14 protein-coding genes and 1 riboswitch are annotated in these 14450 nt (G+C 45.6%); of the genes, 8 read left to right on the top strand and 6 right to left on the bottom strand.

Features of this window, described 5'->3' with window-relative positions:
• Positions 1–671 precede the first annotated feature (671 nt).
• Both purH and purD read left to right on the top strand, forming a co-directional pair.
• Positions 672–2261 (top strand): bifunctional phosphoribosylaminoimidazolecarboxamide formyltransferase/IMP cyclohydrolase, encoded by a 1590-nt coding sequence (purH, locus tag GKR48_RS00390; RefSeq protein WP_154626089.1) that lies wholly within the window; start codon positions 672–674, stop codon positions 2259–2261.
• Positions 2262–2276: 15 nt separating this feature from the next.
• On the top strand, positions 2277–3563 hold the full coding sequence (gene purD, locus GKR48_RS00385) for a phosphoribosylamine--glycine ligase (protein ID WP_154626087.1): 1287 nt from the start codon (positions 2277–2279) through the stop codon (positions 3561–3563).
• Positions 3564–3826: 263 nt separating this feature from the next.
• On the opposite strand, the gene GKR48_RS00380 is transcribed toward purD, so the two are convergent.
• The 6 genes from GKR48_RS00380 to nudC all read right to left on the bottom strand — a co-directional run bounded on the left by GKR48_RS00380 (position 3827) and on the right by nudC (position 8427).
• Positions 3827–4510 (bottom strand): DUF1481 domain-containing protein, encoded by a 684-nt coding sequence (locus GKR48_RS00380; protein WP_154626085.1) that lies wholly within the window; start codon positions 4508–4510, stop codon positions 3827–3829.
• Positions 4511–4542: 32 nt separating this feature from the next.
• The gene (locus tag GKR48_RS00375) at positions 4543–4815 is read right to left on the bottom strand and encodes an HU family DNA-binding protein (RefSeq protein ID WP_006657071.1); all 273 of its coding nucleotides are present in this window, start codon (positions 4813–4815) and stop codon (positions 4543–4545) included.
• 199 nt (positions 4816–5014) lie between these two features.
• Positions 5015–5602: a YjaG family protein gene (locus tag GKR48_RS00370; protein ID WP_036953566.1), complete on the bottom strand. Its 588-nt coding sequence runs from the start codon at positions 5600–5602 to the stop codon at positions 5015–5017.
• A 74-nt stretch (positions 5603–5676) separates the two neighbouring features.
• Positions 5677–6348 carry a deoxyribonuclease V gene (gene nfi, locus GKR48_RS00365; RefSeq protein WP_154626083.1) on the bottom strand — a complete coding sequence of 224 codons (672 nt, stop codon included), beginning with the start codon at positions 6346–6348 and terminating at the stop codon, positions 5677–5679.
• A gap of 137 nt (positions 6349–6485) precedes the next feature.
• Entirely contained in the window at positions 6486–7550 is a 1065-nt protein-coding gene (hemE, locus tag GKR48_RS00360; protein ID WP_154626081.1) for a uroporphyrinogen decarboxylase, read from the bottom strand.
• Positions 7551–7638: 88 nt separating this feature from the next.
• Positions 7639–8427, bottom strand: coding sequence for an NAD(+) diphosphatase (nudC, locus tag GKR48_RS00355; protein ID WP_154626079.1), 789 nt, complete (start codon positions 8425–8427; stop codon positions 7639–7641).
• A 226-nt stretch (positions 8428–8653) separates the two neighbouring features.
• Here nudC and GKR48_RS00350 point away from each other — a divergent pair, with 226 nt between their 5' ends.
• From GKR48_RS00350 to GKR48_RS00325, 6 genes are read left to right on the top strand one after another with little or no spacing between them, the layout of a single operon-like run.
• Complete coding sequence (locus GKR48_RS00350) at positions 8654–9706, top strand: ABC transporter substrate-binding protein (RefSeq protein WP_154626077.1); 1053 nt, start codon at positions 8654–8656, stop codon at positions 9704–9706.
• Between the two features lie 24 nt (positions 9707–9730).
• Positions 9731–10549, top strand: coding sequence for an alkaline phosphatase family protein (locus GKR48_RS00345; RefSeq protein ID WP_154626075.1), 819 nt, complete (start codon positions 9731–9733; stop codon positions 10547–10549).
• A complete protein-coding gene (locus GKR48_RS00340; RefSeq protein WP_154626073.1) occupies positions 10549–11451 on the top strand; it encodes an ABC transporter permease in 903 nt (300 codons plus the stop codon). Before GKR48_RS00345 ends, GKR48_RS00340 begins: the two co-directional genes overlap by 1 nt.
• Complete coding sequence (locus GKR48_RS00335; protein ID WP_154603139.1) at positions 11438–12253, top strand: ABC transporter permease; 816 nt, start codon at positions 11438–11440, stop codon at positions 12251–12253. The genes GKR48_RS00340 and GKR48_RS00335 overlap by 14 nt, the downstream gene beginning before the upstream one ends.
• Positions 12250–13266, top strand: a complete 1017-nt coding sequence (locus GKR48_RS00330) for an ABC transporter ATP-binding protein (protein ID WP_154626071.1) — start codon at positions 12250–12252, stop codon at positions 13264–13266. Before GKR48_RS00335 ends, GKR48_RS00330 begins: the two co-directional genes overlap by 4 nt.
• Positions 13267–13298: 32 nt before the next feature.
• Positions 13299–13976 carry an HAD family hydrolase gene (locus tag GKR48_RS00325; RefSeq protein WP_154626069.1) on the top strand — a complete coding sequence of 226 codons (678 nt, stop codon included), beginning with the start codon at positions 13299–13301 and terminating at the stop codon, positions 13974–13976.
• A 240-nt stretch (positions 13977–14216) separates the two neighbouring features.
• Positions 14217–14329, top strand: a riboswitch (TPP riboswitch).
• Positions 14330–14450 lie beyond the last annotated feature (121 nt).

Below are 14450 nucleotides of genomic sequence, written 5' to 3'. Positions count from 1 at the left end.
CTGAGCCATGATCAAACTCTTCAATTAAAAAGCTTGATGCTCAAAGAATGTTTACTGTCGTTTGATTTCCGAAGAAACCAAATTACCTATTAGTTCATATATATGAATTAACGTGTTAGTCACTCTTCAAGACTTAAAATCAAATATTTTTTTGATAGTGTCCTGTGAGTGCCCACACAGATTGTCTGATAAATTGTTAAAGAGCGGTGCGACATTTCTTAAGAAATTCGACTCAGTTTTTATCAACTTAGGTCGTTGTCGCGAGGTGGCGTATATTACGCTTTCCTCAGTGAGAGTCAAGCATTTTTTTGCTTAATCTTTTCAGATTCTCTCGCTGCCGGTTCAGTGTCCATCGCGCTTTGCGTTGGCTTGTTCCCGGTCAGTGGATGCGCATTATAGGGAGTCGCAGAAATCCTGCAACCCTTTTTTTAAGATTTTTTACGGTTTTTAGTTCAACTGCTGCATTCCACAGCAAAACCCCTATTTATACTCACTTACACACAGATTTATCCACAGACTGAAAAAATAGTGAAAATAGTTCGCGCATTACGCAAACGTTTGCGCTACAATTGGCGCGAAAATTCGGCATTGATTTTATTTTGATGCTCTGAAATTGTTAGTGACTTATATATAGATATTGCTTCTTTATCCAAATCCAAGGGATCTATCTCATGCAACAGCTTCGTCCTATTCGCCGTGCCCTGCTTAGTGTGTCTGATAAAACAGGGGTTGTTGAATTCGCTAAGGCGCTTTCTCACCGTGGTGTTGAACTGCTTTCTACCGGTGGAACCGCTAAATTACTAGCAGAGCAAGGCCTTAAGGTCACTGAAGTTTCAGATTACACAGGTTTTCCTGAAATGATGGATGGTCGAGTTAAGACTTTGCACCCGAAAGTTCACGGTGGGATCTTAGGTCGTCGCGGTAAAGATGATGCCATCATGCAGCAGCATGACATTGCACCTATTGATATGGTGGTTGTAAACCTTTATCCATTTGCTCAAACCGTCGCAAAACCAAACTGCACATTAGAAGATGCTGTTGAGAATATCGATATTGGCGGTCCAACGATGGTTCGCTCCGCAGCCAAGAACCATAAAGACGTGGCTATCGTGGTTAACAGTAATGACTATGACAAAATCATCGAAGAGATGGATAACCACGAAAACTCGCTGAACTGGTCAACACGTTTTGACTTAGCCATTAAAGCATTTGAGCACACCGCAGCTTATGACAGCATGATTGCTAACTACTTTGGTGAACTGGTCGCGCCATATCACGGTGATACTACTCAGCCATCAGGTCGTTTCCCTCGTACCCTGAATTTAAACTTCATTAAGAAGCAAGATATGCGCTATGGCGAAAACAGCCATCAAGATGCCGCTTTCTATATAGAAGAAAATCCAAAAGAAGCGTCGATTGCCACTGCGAACCAAATTCAAGGTAAAGCACTTTCTTATAATAATATCGCAGACACTGATGCCGCTCTTGAGTGTGTTAAATCTTTCGATGAGCCTGCCTGCGTTATTGTTAAGCATGCTAACCCTTGTGGCGTTGCTATTGGTGACAATATCCATACCGCTTATGATAAAGCATTCAAGACTGACCCAACCTCAGCATTCGGTGGCATCATTGCGTTTAACCGCCAATTAGATAAAGCCACCGCAGAAGCCATCATTGAACGCCAATTTGTTGAAGTGATTATTGCCCCTTCTATTGCTGAAGATGCATTACCTTCTTTATCTACCAAGCAAAACGTACGCGTTCTGGTGTGTGGTGAATGGAGCAAGCCAGTTGCAGGTTTAGATTTCAAACGTGTGAATGGCGGTTTATTGGTTCAAGACCGAGACTTAGGTATGGTCGAAGCGGAAGATTTACGCGTCGTGACCACACGCCAGCCAACTGAGCGTGAATTAAAAGATGCGCTGTTCTGCTGGAAAGTGGCTAAATTCGTAAAATCAAATGCGATTGTTTATTCGAAGAATGACATGACTATCGGTATTGGTGCAGGCCAAATGAGCCGTGTGTACTCTGCTAAGATTGCTGGGATCAAAGCCGCTGATGAAGGTTTAGAAGTCGCAGGCTGTGCAATGGCATCCGATGCATTCTTCCCATTCCGCGATGGCATCGATGCAGCTGCCTCTGTAGGCGTTACTTGCGTTATTCAACCAGGTGGATCTATTCGTGATGATGAAGTAATTGCCGCTGCCAATGAACATGGCATCGCAATGATCTTCACTAACATGCGTCATTTCCGTCACTAATTGCTAGGGGTTTCTATGAATATACTGATTATTGGTGGTGGTGGTCGTGAGCACGCTTTAGCATGGAAAGCCGCACAGTCTCCATTAGCAGATAAAGTGTATGTTGCACCGGGTAACGCGGGTACTGCACTGGAACCTGCTCTGGAAAATGTCGATATCTCAGCAACTGACATTGATGGTTTACTGCAATTTGCCAAAGACAAGCAAATCGGTTTAACCATCGTAGGCCCAGAGGCACCATTAGTTATCGGTGTGGTCAATGCATTCAAACAGGCTGGTTTAACCATTTTTGGACCAACTCAAGGTGCTGCGCAGTTAGAAGGTTCTAAAGCGTTCACCAAAGATTTCTTAGCGCGTCACAATATTCCGACTGCAGCTTATGAAAACTTTACGGAAATTGAGCCTGCTTTGGCTTATTTAGATAAAGTCGGCGCACCTATCGTTATCAAAGCTGATGGTTTGGCTGCTGGTAAAGGCGTGATTGTGGCGATGACGCTGCAAGAAGCTAAAGATGCCGTCCATGATATGCTGGCTGGCAATGCATTCGGTGATGCGGGCCATCGCATCGTTATCGAAGAGTTCCTTGATGGCGAAGAAGCAAGTTTCATCGTCATGGTGGATGGCGAGAATGTCATTCCGATGGCAACCAGCCAAGACCATAAACGTGTTGGCGATAGAGATACTGGCTTAAACACTGGCGGTATGGGTGCATATTCCCCAGCGCCAGTGGTGACAGATACGGTTCATCAGCGTGTTATGGAGCAAGTCATTTATCCGACCGTTAAAGGGATGGATCAAGAAGGGAACCGTTACCAAGGTTTCTTATATGCAGGTTTGATGATTGATAAAGCGGGCAATCCGAAAGTTATCGAGTTTAACTGCCGTTTTGGCGACCCAGAAACTCAGCCAATTATGATGCGCTTACAATCTGATTTAGTCGCTCTGTGTTTAGCGGGTGCTAAAGGCGAACTCGCAGGTAAAGATTCCCTGTGGGATGAACGTCCAGCGCTAGGTATCGTGATTGCGGCAGGTGGATATCCAGGTGATTATCGCAATGGTGATGTGATTTCGGGTCTCCCAACCTCAGAAGCGACTGATAGCAAAGTGTTCCATGCAGGTACCAAACTAAACCAAGCAGGTGAGGTCGTCACTGCTGGCGGACGCGTTCTGTGTGTCACTGCGTTAGGTAATGACATCGCAAAAGCCCAAGCTAAAGCGTATGAAGTTGCCAAGACTATCAATTGGTCTGGCAGCTTCTATCGCAACGATATCGGCTACCGTGCCATCGCTCGTATTAAGTAATAGAACAAATAATAGAAGCAATTAACCCACAAGCTGATAAGAGGAAACTTTTATCAGCTTTTTACTTTTGAATTTTTGCTGTTTGCTGTTTGCTTTTTGCTTTTTGCTTTTTGCCTTTGACCTTCACACCACCAATGGCTCTAAGTCTTTCGAATCACAGCAAAGCTGCAAGAGAGAGAATCTCTAGGAGCATACATGAGTATGTGACTAGAGTGAACGAACGTAGCAATACAGCTGTGGTTCGAAAGACGACGAGCGGTGACCTACAAAGAATCTTTACTAGGTTGCCAGCTGCAAAAATTAGTATCCGCCACCATCAAAAGCTGACTCCCCTCTGGCGACTCCAGCCACGCCAAATTCAGCTCTTTCGTCCAGACTTTGGCTCTATCATCTAGCCATTTCTGTGCATACGGTTCGAAAGTAACATCGCGCTTTTCACCATCACAAGTGGTGATTTTACCTTGCTTCCAATACCCTTGATGTAGCTCTACGCCACCCACAATCAGTGCGGTATTAATATTCAAGATACGGTCGGCTTCAAAGCGCCAACGATTAATTTCATCAGAGGAAAGCGGGGTTTTGATATTATTTTGCGCGCGCTGCATAAACACAATTTCATTGTCTTTACTAAAGCGCAGTTGTTCCGTGATGTTGTTATCCCCTTGATTGAGGACTTGGCTGCGGATTTGCCACAATTTGCCATCACGATATTCAAAGAAATTGACGGAGGTGTCGGTTCTTTTATAGGGGCTATACACCACCATTAAGACCAACGGCTGACTCTTCGCATCATTCAGTCTCCACATTCGGATTACGCCTTCATCGGCAATAAATCCGCTGGCACTAAACTCAGGGAGTCGAGGCGAATTAGAAGAACAGGCGCTTAGTATTGAGACTGCTCCCAACACCAGCAACCTTTGGCGAATAAACAAAAGGGGTAACTTCATACCCCCTCTGATAATTCTCGTAGACAATGTATTTATTTTACAGCGTCTTTCAGTGCTTTACCGGCAGAGAATGCTGGTACAGTTGTTGCAGGAATTTGGATTTCTGCTTTAGTTTGTGGGTTACGACCGGTACGAGCTGCACGGTGGCTAACTTTAAAAGTACCGAAACCGACCAGTTGTACTGCTTCGCCGCTTTTCAGAGAATCTGAAATTGCGCTCAGAGTTGCTTCTAAAGCTGCTTTAGCTTGAGTTTTAGTCAGATCTGCTGATTCTGCGATAGCATCAACTAATTCAGTCTTGTTCATAAATTATCCTTACACAGTGTGTTTATCGTTTGCAAAGCATCGAGTGCGTCGGATATGCCAGATAGACAGCCCCTGATACACGCCCCCGATAGCCACTTCTTCTCGCCCCTAAATGTAGAACAGAGTAGGGGTAAATGTGAAGTCTTAGTACACAGCATTACTGCTTTAAGTCACGTTTTCGCGTTTAAAAGTGCAAAATTTACGCGACAGTAATGCCGATATTGCTGACACCCGCTTCGCGGAGGTCAGATTTTAATCCTTTAATTAACTCTAAGTCTCGTTCTTCGCAAGCGGCTAATAAGCGGAAAATGTCCCATTGAATGTCCCACTCTTCTTCCACAGCAGGCACCACTTTTAGCTCTTCATCGGTCATTTCACGCCCTGCTTGAGTCATTTCAAGCATAGCAACAGTACGAATCGATGCTTCACTGACTAAGATTGCGTGCTCCAGGGTTTCACCACTCAGTTTTGCATGAATGAGTTCACCTAAAGCAATACAAGCGTCGATAGCAGGATAAACACCGTACATATCGAAGTCATCGGCGACTGGAATAATTTCTTCTAACTTCTCTAACTGATTGTCGAAATTGACTTTGCTATCTTTGATAACCAAGGTTTCCCAAACTAAATCAAGGATGGCACGATAAACCTTCGCATCAGCAAATTCAGTTTGCTGGCAAAACATTTGATAATTAGGATACATTCTCTCGCACAGGGATGCCATGAAGGTCATATGCTGCCAGCTTTCTAGTTTCTCTAACCTCAAATGAATAGGATTTCTTAACATAATTTCTGACTCATCAATCTCAATACTTCGCAGTTTACCTGAAAATCTGCCAATGCCACATATTTTGCTGATAATTAGCCAATTTTCTCATTCATTCGCTTAAAAAATGTGCGATTCGAAGCGATTCCATCAGCAAAACGGGTCGGTTCTGGCAATCTATACCCCTGAATACACCGTTTTACCCACTCTAGCGAGGAAATAAAACTGACTTTGTGACCCGGAGAAAGATATAAAGGATTACAGCGTTTCTTACTGCGATAAACCCACCCTAATTGCTCTTGAGCCGCTTTCAACATTTCGACACTTTCAGGTTCAGCATTGAGTTCAACAACATCACCACATAAACGGCTTTTTGCTACCCCTATCGTCGCTACATCGGCCAATAATCCAAAATGACAAGCCACCCCAAAACGCCGCGGATGAGCAATACCTTGACCATCCACCAGCACTAAGTCGGGCTTTTGTTGAATTCTTTCCCACGCCGCCATTAATCCTGGGACTTCACGAAACGAGAGCAACCCGGGTATATAGGGTAACTGAGTTGGGATCCGTGCGATTTGATACTCCACCAATTGCAGCTCAGGCCATGAAAGCACCACAATCACCGCGCGAGTCACGGTGCCGTCTTGCTCAAAACCGACATCCGCACCACCAATAAAACGCGGCGGGACAAACTCATCATTCAGAATGACTTGTTGAGCTAGCTCTACCTGCTGTTGTCGCAACTGCTGAGTATCAATTGCCATCATGGAACCATTATTAATAAGGATTAATCATAGATGATAATGATGCACTTACAAGATCCTGTAAATACATCGCTTAAATCAGAGGCACAAATAGCGGCAAATCACTGCAAAGTGACGCCGCTATTGGGAATGAAAGACTATTGGTGATATTGACGAGAGAAACGGTGAACCGCGTCCACAAACGCACCCGCATGTTCAGGCGCTACATCTTGATGAATACCATGACCTAAATTGAAGACATGCCCTTCACCTTGACCAAAGCCCGCTAAAATATGCTGTACTTCTTGCTCAATACGCGCAGGTGGCGCATATAACATTGAAGGATCCATATTGCCTTGCAGCGCCACTTTGTCACCAACACGGCGACGAGCATCCGCAATTTCGGTCGTCCAATCCAAACCTAGCGCATCACAACCTGTTGCCGCCATCTCTTCTAACCACTGACCGCCACCTTTAGTAAACAGGGTCACAGGCACACGACGACTGTCATTTTCACGGATTAAACCATCGACAATTTTGTGCATGTAGCGCAGGGAGAATTCCAGATAATCACGCTTAGTTAATACGCCGCCCCACGTATCAAAAATCATCAGGGATTGCGCACCCGCACGTACTTGAGCATTCAGATACAAAATCACACTATCCGCCAGCTTATCCAGCAGCAAATGCAGCGTCTTTGGATCTTCATACATCATTTTTTTGATTTTAGTGAACGCTTTGCTGCTGCCACCTTCAACCATATAGGTCGCTAATGTCCACGGACTACCCGAGAAACCAATCAGTGGCACATCACCATTTAAGGCTTTACGAATGGCACGAACGGCGTCCATTACATAGCCCAGTTCCATTTCTGGATCGGGAATTGGGATATTTTTAACATCGGCAGCGCTTGCTACTGGTCTTTCAAAACGAGGGCCTTCCCCTGTTTCGAAATAGAGCCCCAGCCCCATCGCATCAGGAATGGTTAGAATATCAGAGAATAAAATTGCGGCGTCTAATGGAAAACGACGAAGTGGTTGTAACGTGACTTCACACGCTAACTCAGTATTTTTGCACAAAGCAATAAAATCACCAGCTTCTGCACGAGTTGCTTTATATTCTGGTAGGTAACGCCCTGCTTGACGCATCATCCATACTGGGGTCACATCTACAGGCTGGCGTAGCAACGCACGTAGATAGCGGTCATTTTTCAACTCAGTCATTATTTACTCCATTATTATTGTGGCCGCCGCAAATGGCTAAGGCGCCATATTATACCAGTAAAGGGAAACAATATCAGCGCCAGCGCAATTAGTGGTTATCTTCATCAAATTGACGACATAACACCACGCTATCTTCAATTAATCGCCGAGCAATCGTATCTCCCGGCGGGATCAGCGGCAGATCATTATAGTGATACCAGTTAGCGCTCACTAACTCTTTAGGATCTACTTGAATGTCCCCACTATCATAATCCGCTAAAAAGCCCATCATCAACGAGTGTGGGAATGGCCAAGGCTGGGAAGAGACATAACGAATATTGCGTACTTTTATATGGCTCTCTTCCATCACTTCGCGAGCCACCGCCTCTTCTAAGGTTTCCCCCACTTCCACAAAACCTGCCAGCACCGTGAACAGCGGATTTTGTGAATGGCGACGATGTTGTGCCAGCAAAATATGATCATCGCGGCGAATACCGACGATAATGCATGGGGCAATTTGTGGATAATAACGTTCATGGCAGTGGTCGCACAGACATGCCCACTCCGTTGAACTATGGCGCATCGCCGTTCCGCAATATCCACAATAACGATGAGAGCGATAAAATTCCGCGAGCTGTACACCACGCCCTGCGAGGCGAAATAGCCCTTCATCTTGAGAAGCGACCACGCGAGGCGAAGCCATATCCGATGACATTTTTTCAGCAATCAGCCAGACAATTTCCCCTTGCCACTCACCTATTGGAGTTGCTAGTTTCCCCGTTAATCCAAACTGCTGTGCAGCACCTCTTGGTACATCACCTTGGGGCAACCATAACCGCCCCGCAAAGCAGACAAACCACCAGCCGCTTTCGGTTCCTGCTAATGTGTGTTTATTCATTCTGTTTCTCTATTTCAGCACGCTGAGTTGCGGTTAAAGATACGCTTATTTTATAGATTGTCATACAACCGTTTGATTCGTCACTACCCTTTCACGATTTTGACACTTTTTAGACATTTAAAAGTCACCGCATCTAAAAAGTGTCACACAACTGTCAATTCATTGTCATCTCAAATAATTAGCATGCCAACTAACCAATACGGCGACTCTTATAGAGAGAAACAAGATGAAAGCTATCGTACCTGCAATTTTACTGTCACTCAGTGCGTCTCAAATGGCATTTGCGGCTGACAGCGATTTAACCCAACTTATCGAAGCTGCAAAGAAAGAAGGCCAAGTTTATAGCGTCGGGATGCCTGATACATGGGCGAACTGGAAAGGCACATGGCAGGATTTATCGACAGAATACGGTTTAAAACATCAAGATACAGACATGAGCTCTGCGCAGGAAATTGCAAAGTTTGCCGCTGAAAAAAATAACGCCACCGCAGATATCGGTGATGTCGGCGCATCTTTCGGCCCTGTTGCTGTGCAAAAAGGCGTGACTCAGCCGTACAAACCGACCACTTGGTCACAAGTGCCGGACTGGGCAAAAGATAAAGATGGTCATTGGGCGCTGGCTTATACCGGCACTATCGCATTTATGATCAATAAAGACTTAGTCAAAGACGCCCCAAAAAGCTGGGATGATTTACTTAAAGGAAAATACAAAGTCACCGTTGGGGATGTGGGCATTGCTGCACAAGCCAACAACGCTGTATTGGCTGCCGCTTTTGCACGTGGTGGCGATGAAAATAACCTGAAGCCTGCCATTGAATTCTTTGGCGAATTAGCCAAACAAAAGCGTTTATCCGTCAATGACCCAACGGTTGCCAACATCGAAAAAGGCGAAGTGGAAGTGGGAATTTTATGGGATTTCAACGCACTGAACTACCGTGACCAAATCAACCGTGACCGCTTTATCGTGGTGATCCCATCCGATGGCAGCGTTATCTCCGGTTACACCACCATCATCAATAAATTTGCTAAAAACCCAAATGCCGCGAAATTAGCCCGCGAGTTTATCTTCAGTGATAAAGGACAAATCAACCTTGCAGAAGGTTATGCGCGCCCAATTCGTGCTCAATATCTGACACTGCCTGCGGATATCCAAGCCAAATTACTGCCAGATGAGCAATACAAAAATGTTCACCCGATTAAAGATGCCGAAGGCTGGGAAAAGTCATCACGCAATTTACCGAAAATGTGGCAGCAACAAGTATTAATTCACCAGCAATAATCGCAATTAGGAATCAACAGTCTGATGTCTAAAAAAGTCATACTTGTTGTTCTCGACGGTTTAAGTTATTCAGTAGCCCATCAATGTATGGGCTATCTCAATGGTCTTATCAAAGCCGATAGAGCAACACTTTATAAAATGGAGTGTGAGCTCCCATCCATGTCTCGCCCGCTGTACGAATGCATTTTGACGGGCATTCCTCCGGTTCAAAGTGGCATCGTCAACAACGATGTGGTGCGACTTTCTCACTTCGAGAGCATCTTTTCACTGGCTCACCAAGCCGGAAAAACCACCGCAGCGGCAGCGTACTATTGGGTCAGTGAGCTGTATAACCGTGCGCCATTTGAGGCGAACCGCGACCGATTTACCCATGATAAACAGCTACCGATTCAGCATGGTTGCTTCTACCAAGCAGACCACTACCCTGATGATCACCTGTTTATGGATGCCGAATATCTACGCACCCAGCACGACCCCGATTTTTTACTGATCCACCCCATGAATATCGATGATGCGGGGCATAAGTTTGGATTTGACTCACCCCAGTATCGCAATGCAGCCCGTAAAGCAGACATTTATTTATCCCATTACTTACCGATGTGGATAGAGCAAGGCTACCAAATCATCATCACCAGCGACCACGGGATGAATAACGACCGTAGCCACGGTGGTATTTTACCAGAAGAGTGTACAGTTCCGCTGTTGACTATCGGCAGCGCATTCTCTCATCGCCCCGACGTTCCAATGGAGCAAACGGCGATTTGTGGCACCGTTTGCCAGTTACTGGGTGCGCCATTCACAGACAAAACTGTATGCCATGATTTATTAGCAGGAGGTCGCTAATGGCGGATATCCCTGCCAACGACCAGCCCCGCCAGCAAGAGAGAGGCTTAACGATGTTTAACAAGCCCAATGTACGTTTTCACTGGCGCGCCACACTGTTAATCGTGCCGTTTATTGTGCTGTTTTGCCTGTTTCAAATCGCCCCAATGATTTGGGTGCTATTCAATAGTTTTGTCTACGAAGAAGCGTGGTCTTTTGAAAATTACGTTGAAATTTTCTCCAATGATTTCTACCTACAAGCGTTTCAAAACACCCTATGGCTATCGCTAATTTGTAGCGTTGTTGGCTTGTTGATCGCCTGCGTAACGGCATTTTCTATCTATAAGATGCAAGGCAAAGTGCGCAATTTCATGATTTCGTTTACCACCATGGCGAGCAACTTCAGCGGCGTCCCATTAGCTTTCGCATTTATTATTATCTTAGGTTTTAACGGGGCGATTACCCTGCAACTTAAAGCGTGGGGATGGATTGATGATTTTAATATTTACAGCGCCAGTGGCTTGATGCTGCTGTACATCTACTTCCAAATCCCGCTTGGTATTTTACTGCTTTATCCTGCATTCGATGCACTTAAACCTGAATGGGAAGATGCGGCAAAAACCATGGGCGCCAGCAAGTTAACCTACTGGCTGAAAGTGGGCATTCCCGTCATTTCCCCTGCCCTGTTAGGGACATTTATTATCTTGGTTGCCAATGCCGTTGGCGCTTATGCCAGTACTTACGCACTCACCAGTGGTAACTACAACTTGGTCACTATCCGCATTGCCAGCCTGGTCTCTGGCGACCTGTTCTTAGAGCCAAATATGGCAGCCGCGCTGTCCGTTGTGCTGATTGCGATCCTCGGGTTTATCACCGCCATCCACCACTGGCTATTAAAGCGGAGCTACCATGCTAAATCCTAATATTCGTAGCCCAAAAGCACCGAGCTTACTGTTTCATAAAATGGTTCTCGGCACCGTTGCCGCTATTCTTGCGCTGCCAATTATCGCCACTTTTATTTACTCCATTTCGAGCTCGTGGGGCGCGACGATTATGCCTGATGCGCTCTCGATCAAATGGTATTTGCAACTGTGGCAAGATCCGCGCTTTTTAATGGCATTTGGGCGATCACTACTGATCTGTTTTGGCACATTGCTGATCAGCGTACTGGTCATTTTGCCAATGACTTTTGCCGTTTTTTACCGTTTTCCAAAGCTCAAAGGGTTGATGGATTTACTGATTATTCTCCCCTTTGCGATCCCACCCGTGGTTTCTTCAGTCGGTTTACTGCAAATCTTTGCTGATGAGCCATTCATGTTGGTCGGTACTCCGTGGATCTTAATTGGCACCTACTTCACCATTACGTTGCCATTTATGTACCGCGCGCTGGCGAATAGCTTTCAAGGGATCAACTTGCACGACTTAATGGATGCCGCACACCTACTCGGCGCCAGCACCTTTAAAGCCTTTTTAATGATAGTCCTGCCAAATATCCGTAAAGGGTTATTGGTCTCTTTACTGATTTCCTTCTCATTCTTAATGGGAGAATTCGTATTCGCCAATATCTTAGTGGGAACCCGCTTTGAAACCTTGCAGATCTATCTGTTTAATATGCGCCAAACTAGCGGACATTTTACCTCTGCGCTAGTGATGTCTTACTTCCTATTTACGTTGTTGCTCACGTGGTTAGCAACGCGCTTGAATCGTGAGGGAAATGAACGATGAGCTACGTTATTGCCGAAAACCTAACAAAATCCTTTGGTCAGAACCAAGTATTCTCCGATATCCAGTTTACGATTGAACAAGGGGAATTTATTACGCTATTGGGGCCAAGTGGCTGCGGAAAATCCACATTACTGCGTTGTATCGCGGGGCTTGAACAACCTGACAGCGGGGAGCTGTATATCAACCGCCAGAATATCACTCAGCAGCCAGCTCAACAGCGCGGCGTGGGCATGGTATTTCAAAGCTATGCCCTCTTCCCAAACATGACGGTGGCTGAAAACATCGCGTTTGGGTTGAAAATGCGTAAGATGCCCGCCACTGAGCGAGATAAAGCCGTGGCGGAAGTCATCGATATGGTGGAATTACAAGGCAAAGAAAACCAATATCCGCACCAACTTTCGGGTGGTCAGCGCCAGCGTGTTGCCCTTGCTCGCGCATTGGTGATGAAGCCACAAATTTTACTCCTCGATGAGCCGTTATCCGCCCTTGATGCCCGCATTCGTAAACATTTACGCCAGCAAATTCGTGAAATTCAGCGAGAGCTGAAGCTCACCACCATTTTCGTCACCCACGACCAGGACGAAGCGATGATTATGTCTGACCGCATCTTCTTAATGAACAAAGGCTCAATTATCCAAAGCGATACTGCGGAAAATATCTATACTCAGCCAGCTACTGAATTTGTGGCTCGATTTATGGGGCACTACAATCTGGTGGACGCTGAAAAAGCCAATGGGATGCTGGGCGTGAATTTACAAGGCACCCTAGCCATTCGCCCTGAGTCCATTTATGTTCGCGAAGTGGGACGTCAATATGGCAACCATATTTCGGCACCTGTGGATGCCGTGATCCTTGACCACCAACTTTTAGGGAATATTATTCGCTATAGCGTGAACACGCCTGCGGGGGATATGACCGTGGACTTGCTCAACCGCTCATCTGAGCGTTTATTTGAGCCAGGCACACGCCTTGAGTTAATGTTTAATAAAAATGAAATTCGAGCTCTAAGCTAATCAACAATAAGCTAGTCAGTGAAAGGAACCCCATGCAAAACCCATCTACGCAAACCAAATTAGCGATTTTTGATCTCGATGATACCCTGATCCGTGGCGATAGCAGCGTACTTTGGACGCAATATTTATGGGATAAGAAAATCATTACCGACCCGCGTTTTGTCGAAGCCGATAAAGAGATGATGGCGCAATACAACGCGGGCAATTTGGATATGGTGACTTACTTAAAGTTTAGTTTGCAGACTCTTGATGGCTTTAAAACTGAACAAGTCGATGAGTGGTTAGATGATTTTGTGGATACCATTATCATTCCGCGCATTTACCCTAACGCATTAAGCACAATTGCTTCATACCGATCCCAAGGGATCCCGATCATTGTGATCTCCGCAACGGTCACCTTTATCGTGAAGAAGGTAGCGGATCGCCTTGGCGCCGATGTCACGATGGGCATTGATATTAAGCGTTCAAATGGCTGTTACACCACCGAAATTGACGGTATCCCGACCTTCAAAGAGGGCAAAGTGAAGCGTTTAACTCAGTGGATTGCCCATCAGCCAATCACCGATGCGTATATTTATTTCTATACCGATTCCGCCAATGACCTACCAATGTGTCATTTCGCCGATGAAACGTTCATCATCAACGGTGACCCGCGCCTGCTCCAAGCCGCCACTGAAAACCACTGGCCGCAATATTCGTGGAGTTTGTAAAACCCCTATTTAGCCAACCTAGTTTTAACTTTTAACTCTTAATTTCTAGGTTTTGGATTTTTAGGTTTTTAACTAACTGCCTTTCAAAGGTTCCTCTAAATTATTCGTGCTAGAGGAAGGCGGCAAACTAAGATATCCCTAGGAGCATACACAAGTATGTGACTAGGGAGCCAACGCACCTATCGCGCGAAGAATGACGAGGAAAATGCTTGAGAATCACAGGAAGCTCTCTATACTGATTAACTCTTGTCGGAGTGCCTAGTATGCATTTGCATCAGGCTGAGACCGTTAATTCGGGATCCGCGGAACCTGATCGGGTTAATACCCGCGAAGGGAACAAGAGTAATCTTCTAGCACGTTCGATCCCGCCTTTGGTGGATCTTTTGTTGCAACGCCATACCATTACTCCTCCGAACTCCAGACAAGCAACTTTCTTTCGATAAACCCGCTATTGGCGCTTTACGCCGTATAGCC

Origin of the sequence: Providencia sp. wls1943 (genome assembly GCF_009706275.1) — a bacterium.
Lineage (GTDB): Bacteria > Pseudomonadota > Gammaproteobacteria > Enterobacterales > Enterobacteriaceae > Providencia > Providencia zhijiangensis.
This window is presented reverse-complemented; position numbering and strand designations above follow the sequence as displayed.

Coding starts and splice junctions, on each gene's coding strand:
- GKR48_RS00340 (WP_154626073.1), top strand. CDS start 10,549: ATGGCGGATATCCCTGCCAACGACCAGCCCCGCCAGCAAGAGAGAGGC.
- purH (WP_154626089.1), top strand. CDS start 672: ATGCAACAGCTTCGTCCTATTCGCCGTGCCCTGCTTAGTGTGTCTGAT.
- purD (WP_154626087.1), top strand. CDS start 2,277: ATGAATATACTGATTATTGGTGGTGGTGGTCGTGAGCACGCTTTAGCA.
- GKR48_RS00370 (WP_036953566.1), bottom strand. CDS start 5,602: ATGTTAAGAAATCCTATTCATTTGAGGTTAGAGAAACTAGAAAGCTGG.
- nfi (WP_154626083.1), bottom strand. CDS start 6,348: ATGGCAATTGATACTCAGCAGTTGCGACAACAGCAGGTAGAGCTAGCT.
- GKR48_RS00335 (WP_154603139.1), top strand. CDS start 11,438: ATGCTAAATCCTAATATTCGTAGCCCAAAAGCACCGAGCTTACTGTTT.
- nudC (WP_154626079.1), bottom strand. CDS start 8,427: ATGAATAAACACACATTAGCAGGAACCGAAAGCGGCTGGTGGTTTGTC.
- GKR48_RS00380 (WP_154626085.1), bottom strand. CDS start 4,510: ATGAAGTTACCCCTTTTGTTTATTCGCCAAAGGTTGCTGGTGTTGGGA.
- GKR48_RS00345 (WP_154626075.1), top strand. CDS start 9,731: ATGTCTAAAAAAGTCATACTTGTTGTTCTCGACGGTTTAAGTTATTCA.
- GKR48_RS00375 (WP_006657071.1), bottom strand. CDS start 4,815: ATGAACAAGACTGAATTAGTTGATGCTATCGCAGAATCAGCAGATCTG.
- GKR48_RS00350 (WP_154626077.1), top strand. CDS start 8,654: ATGAAAGCTATCGTACCTGCAATTTTACTGTCACTCAGTGCGTCTCAA.
- hemE (WP_154626081.1), bottom strand. CDS start 7,550: ATGACTGAGTTGAAAAATGACCGCTATCTACGTGCGTTGCTACGCCAG.
- GKR48_RS00330 (WP_154626071.1), top strand. CDS start 12,250: ATGAGCTACGTTATTGCCGAAAACCTAACAAAATCCTTTGGTCAGAAC.
- GKR48_RS00325 (WP_154626069.1), top strand. CDS start 13,299: ATGCAAAACCCATCTACGCAAACCAAATTAGCGATTTTTGATCTCGAT.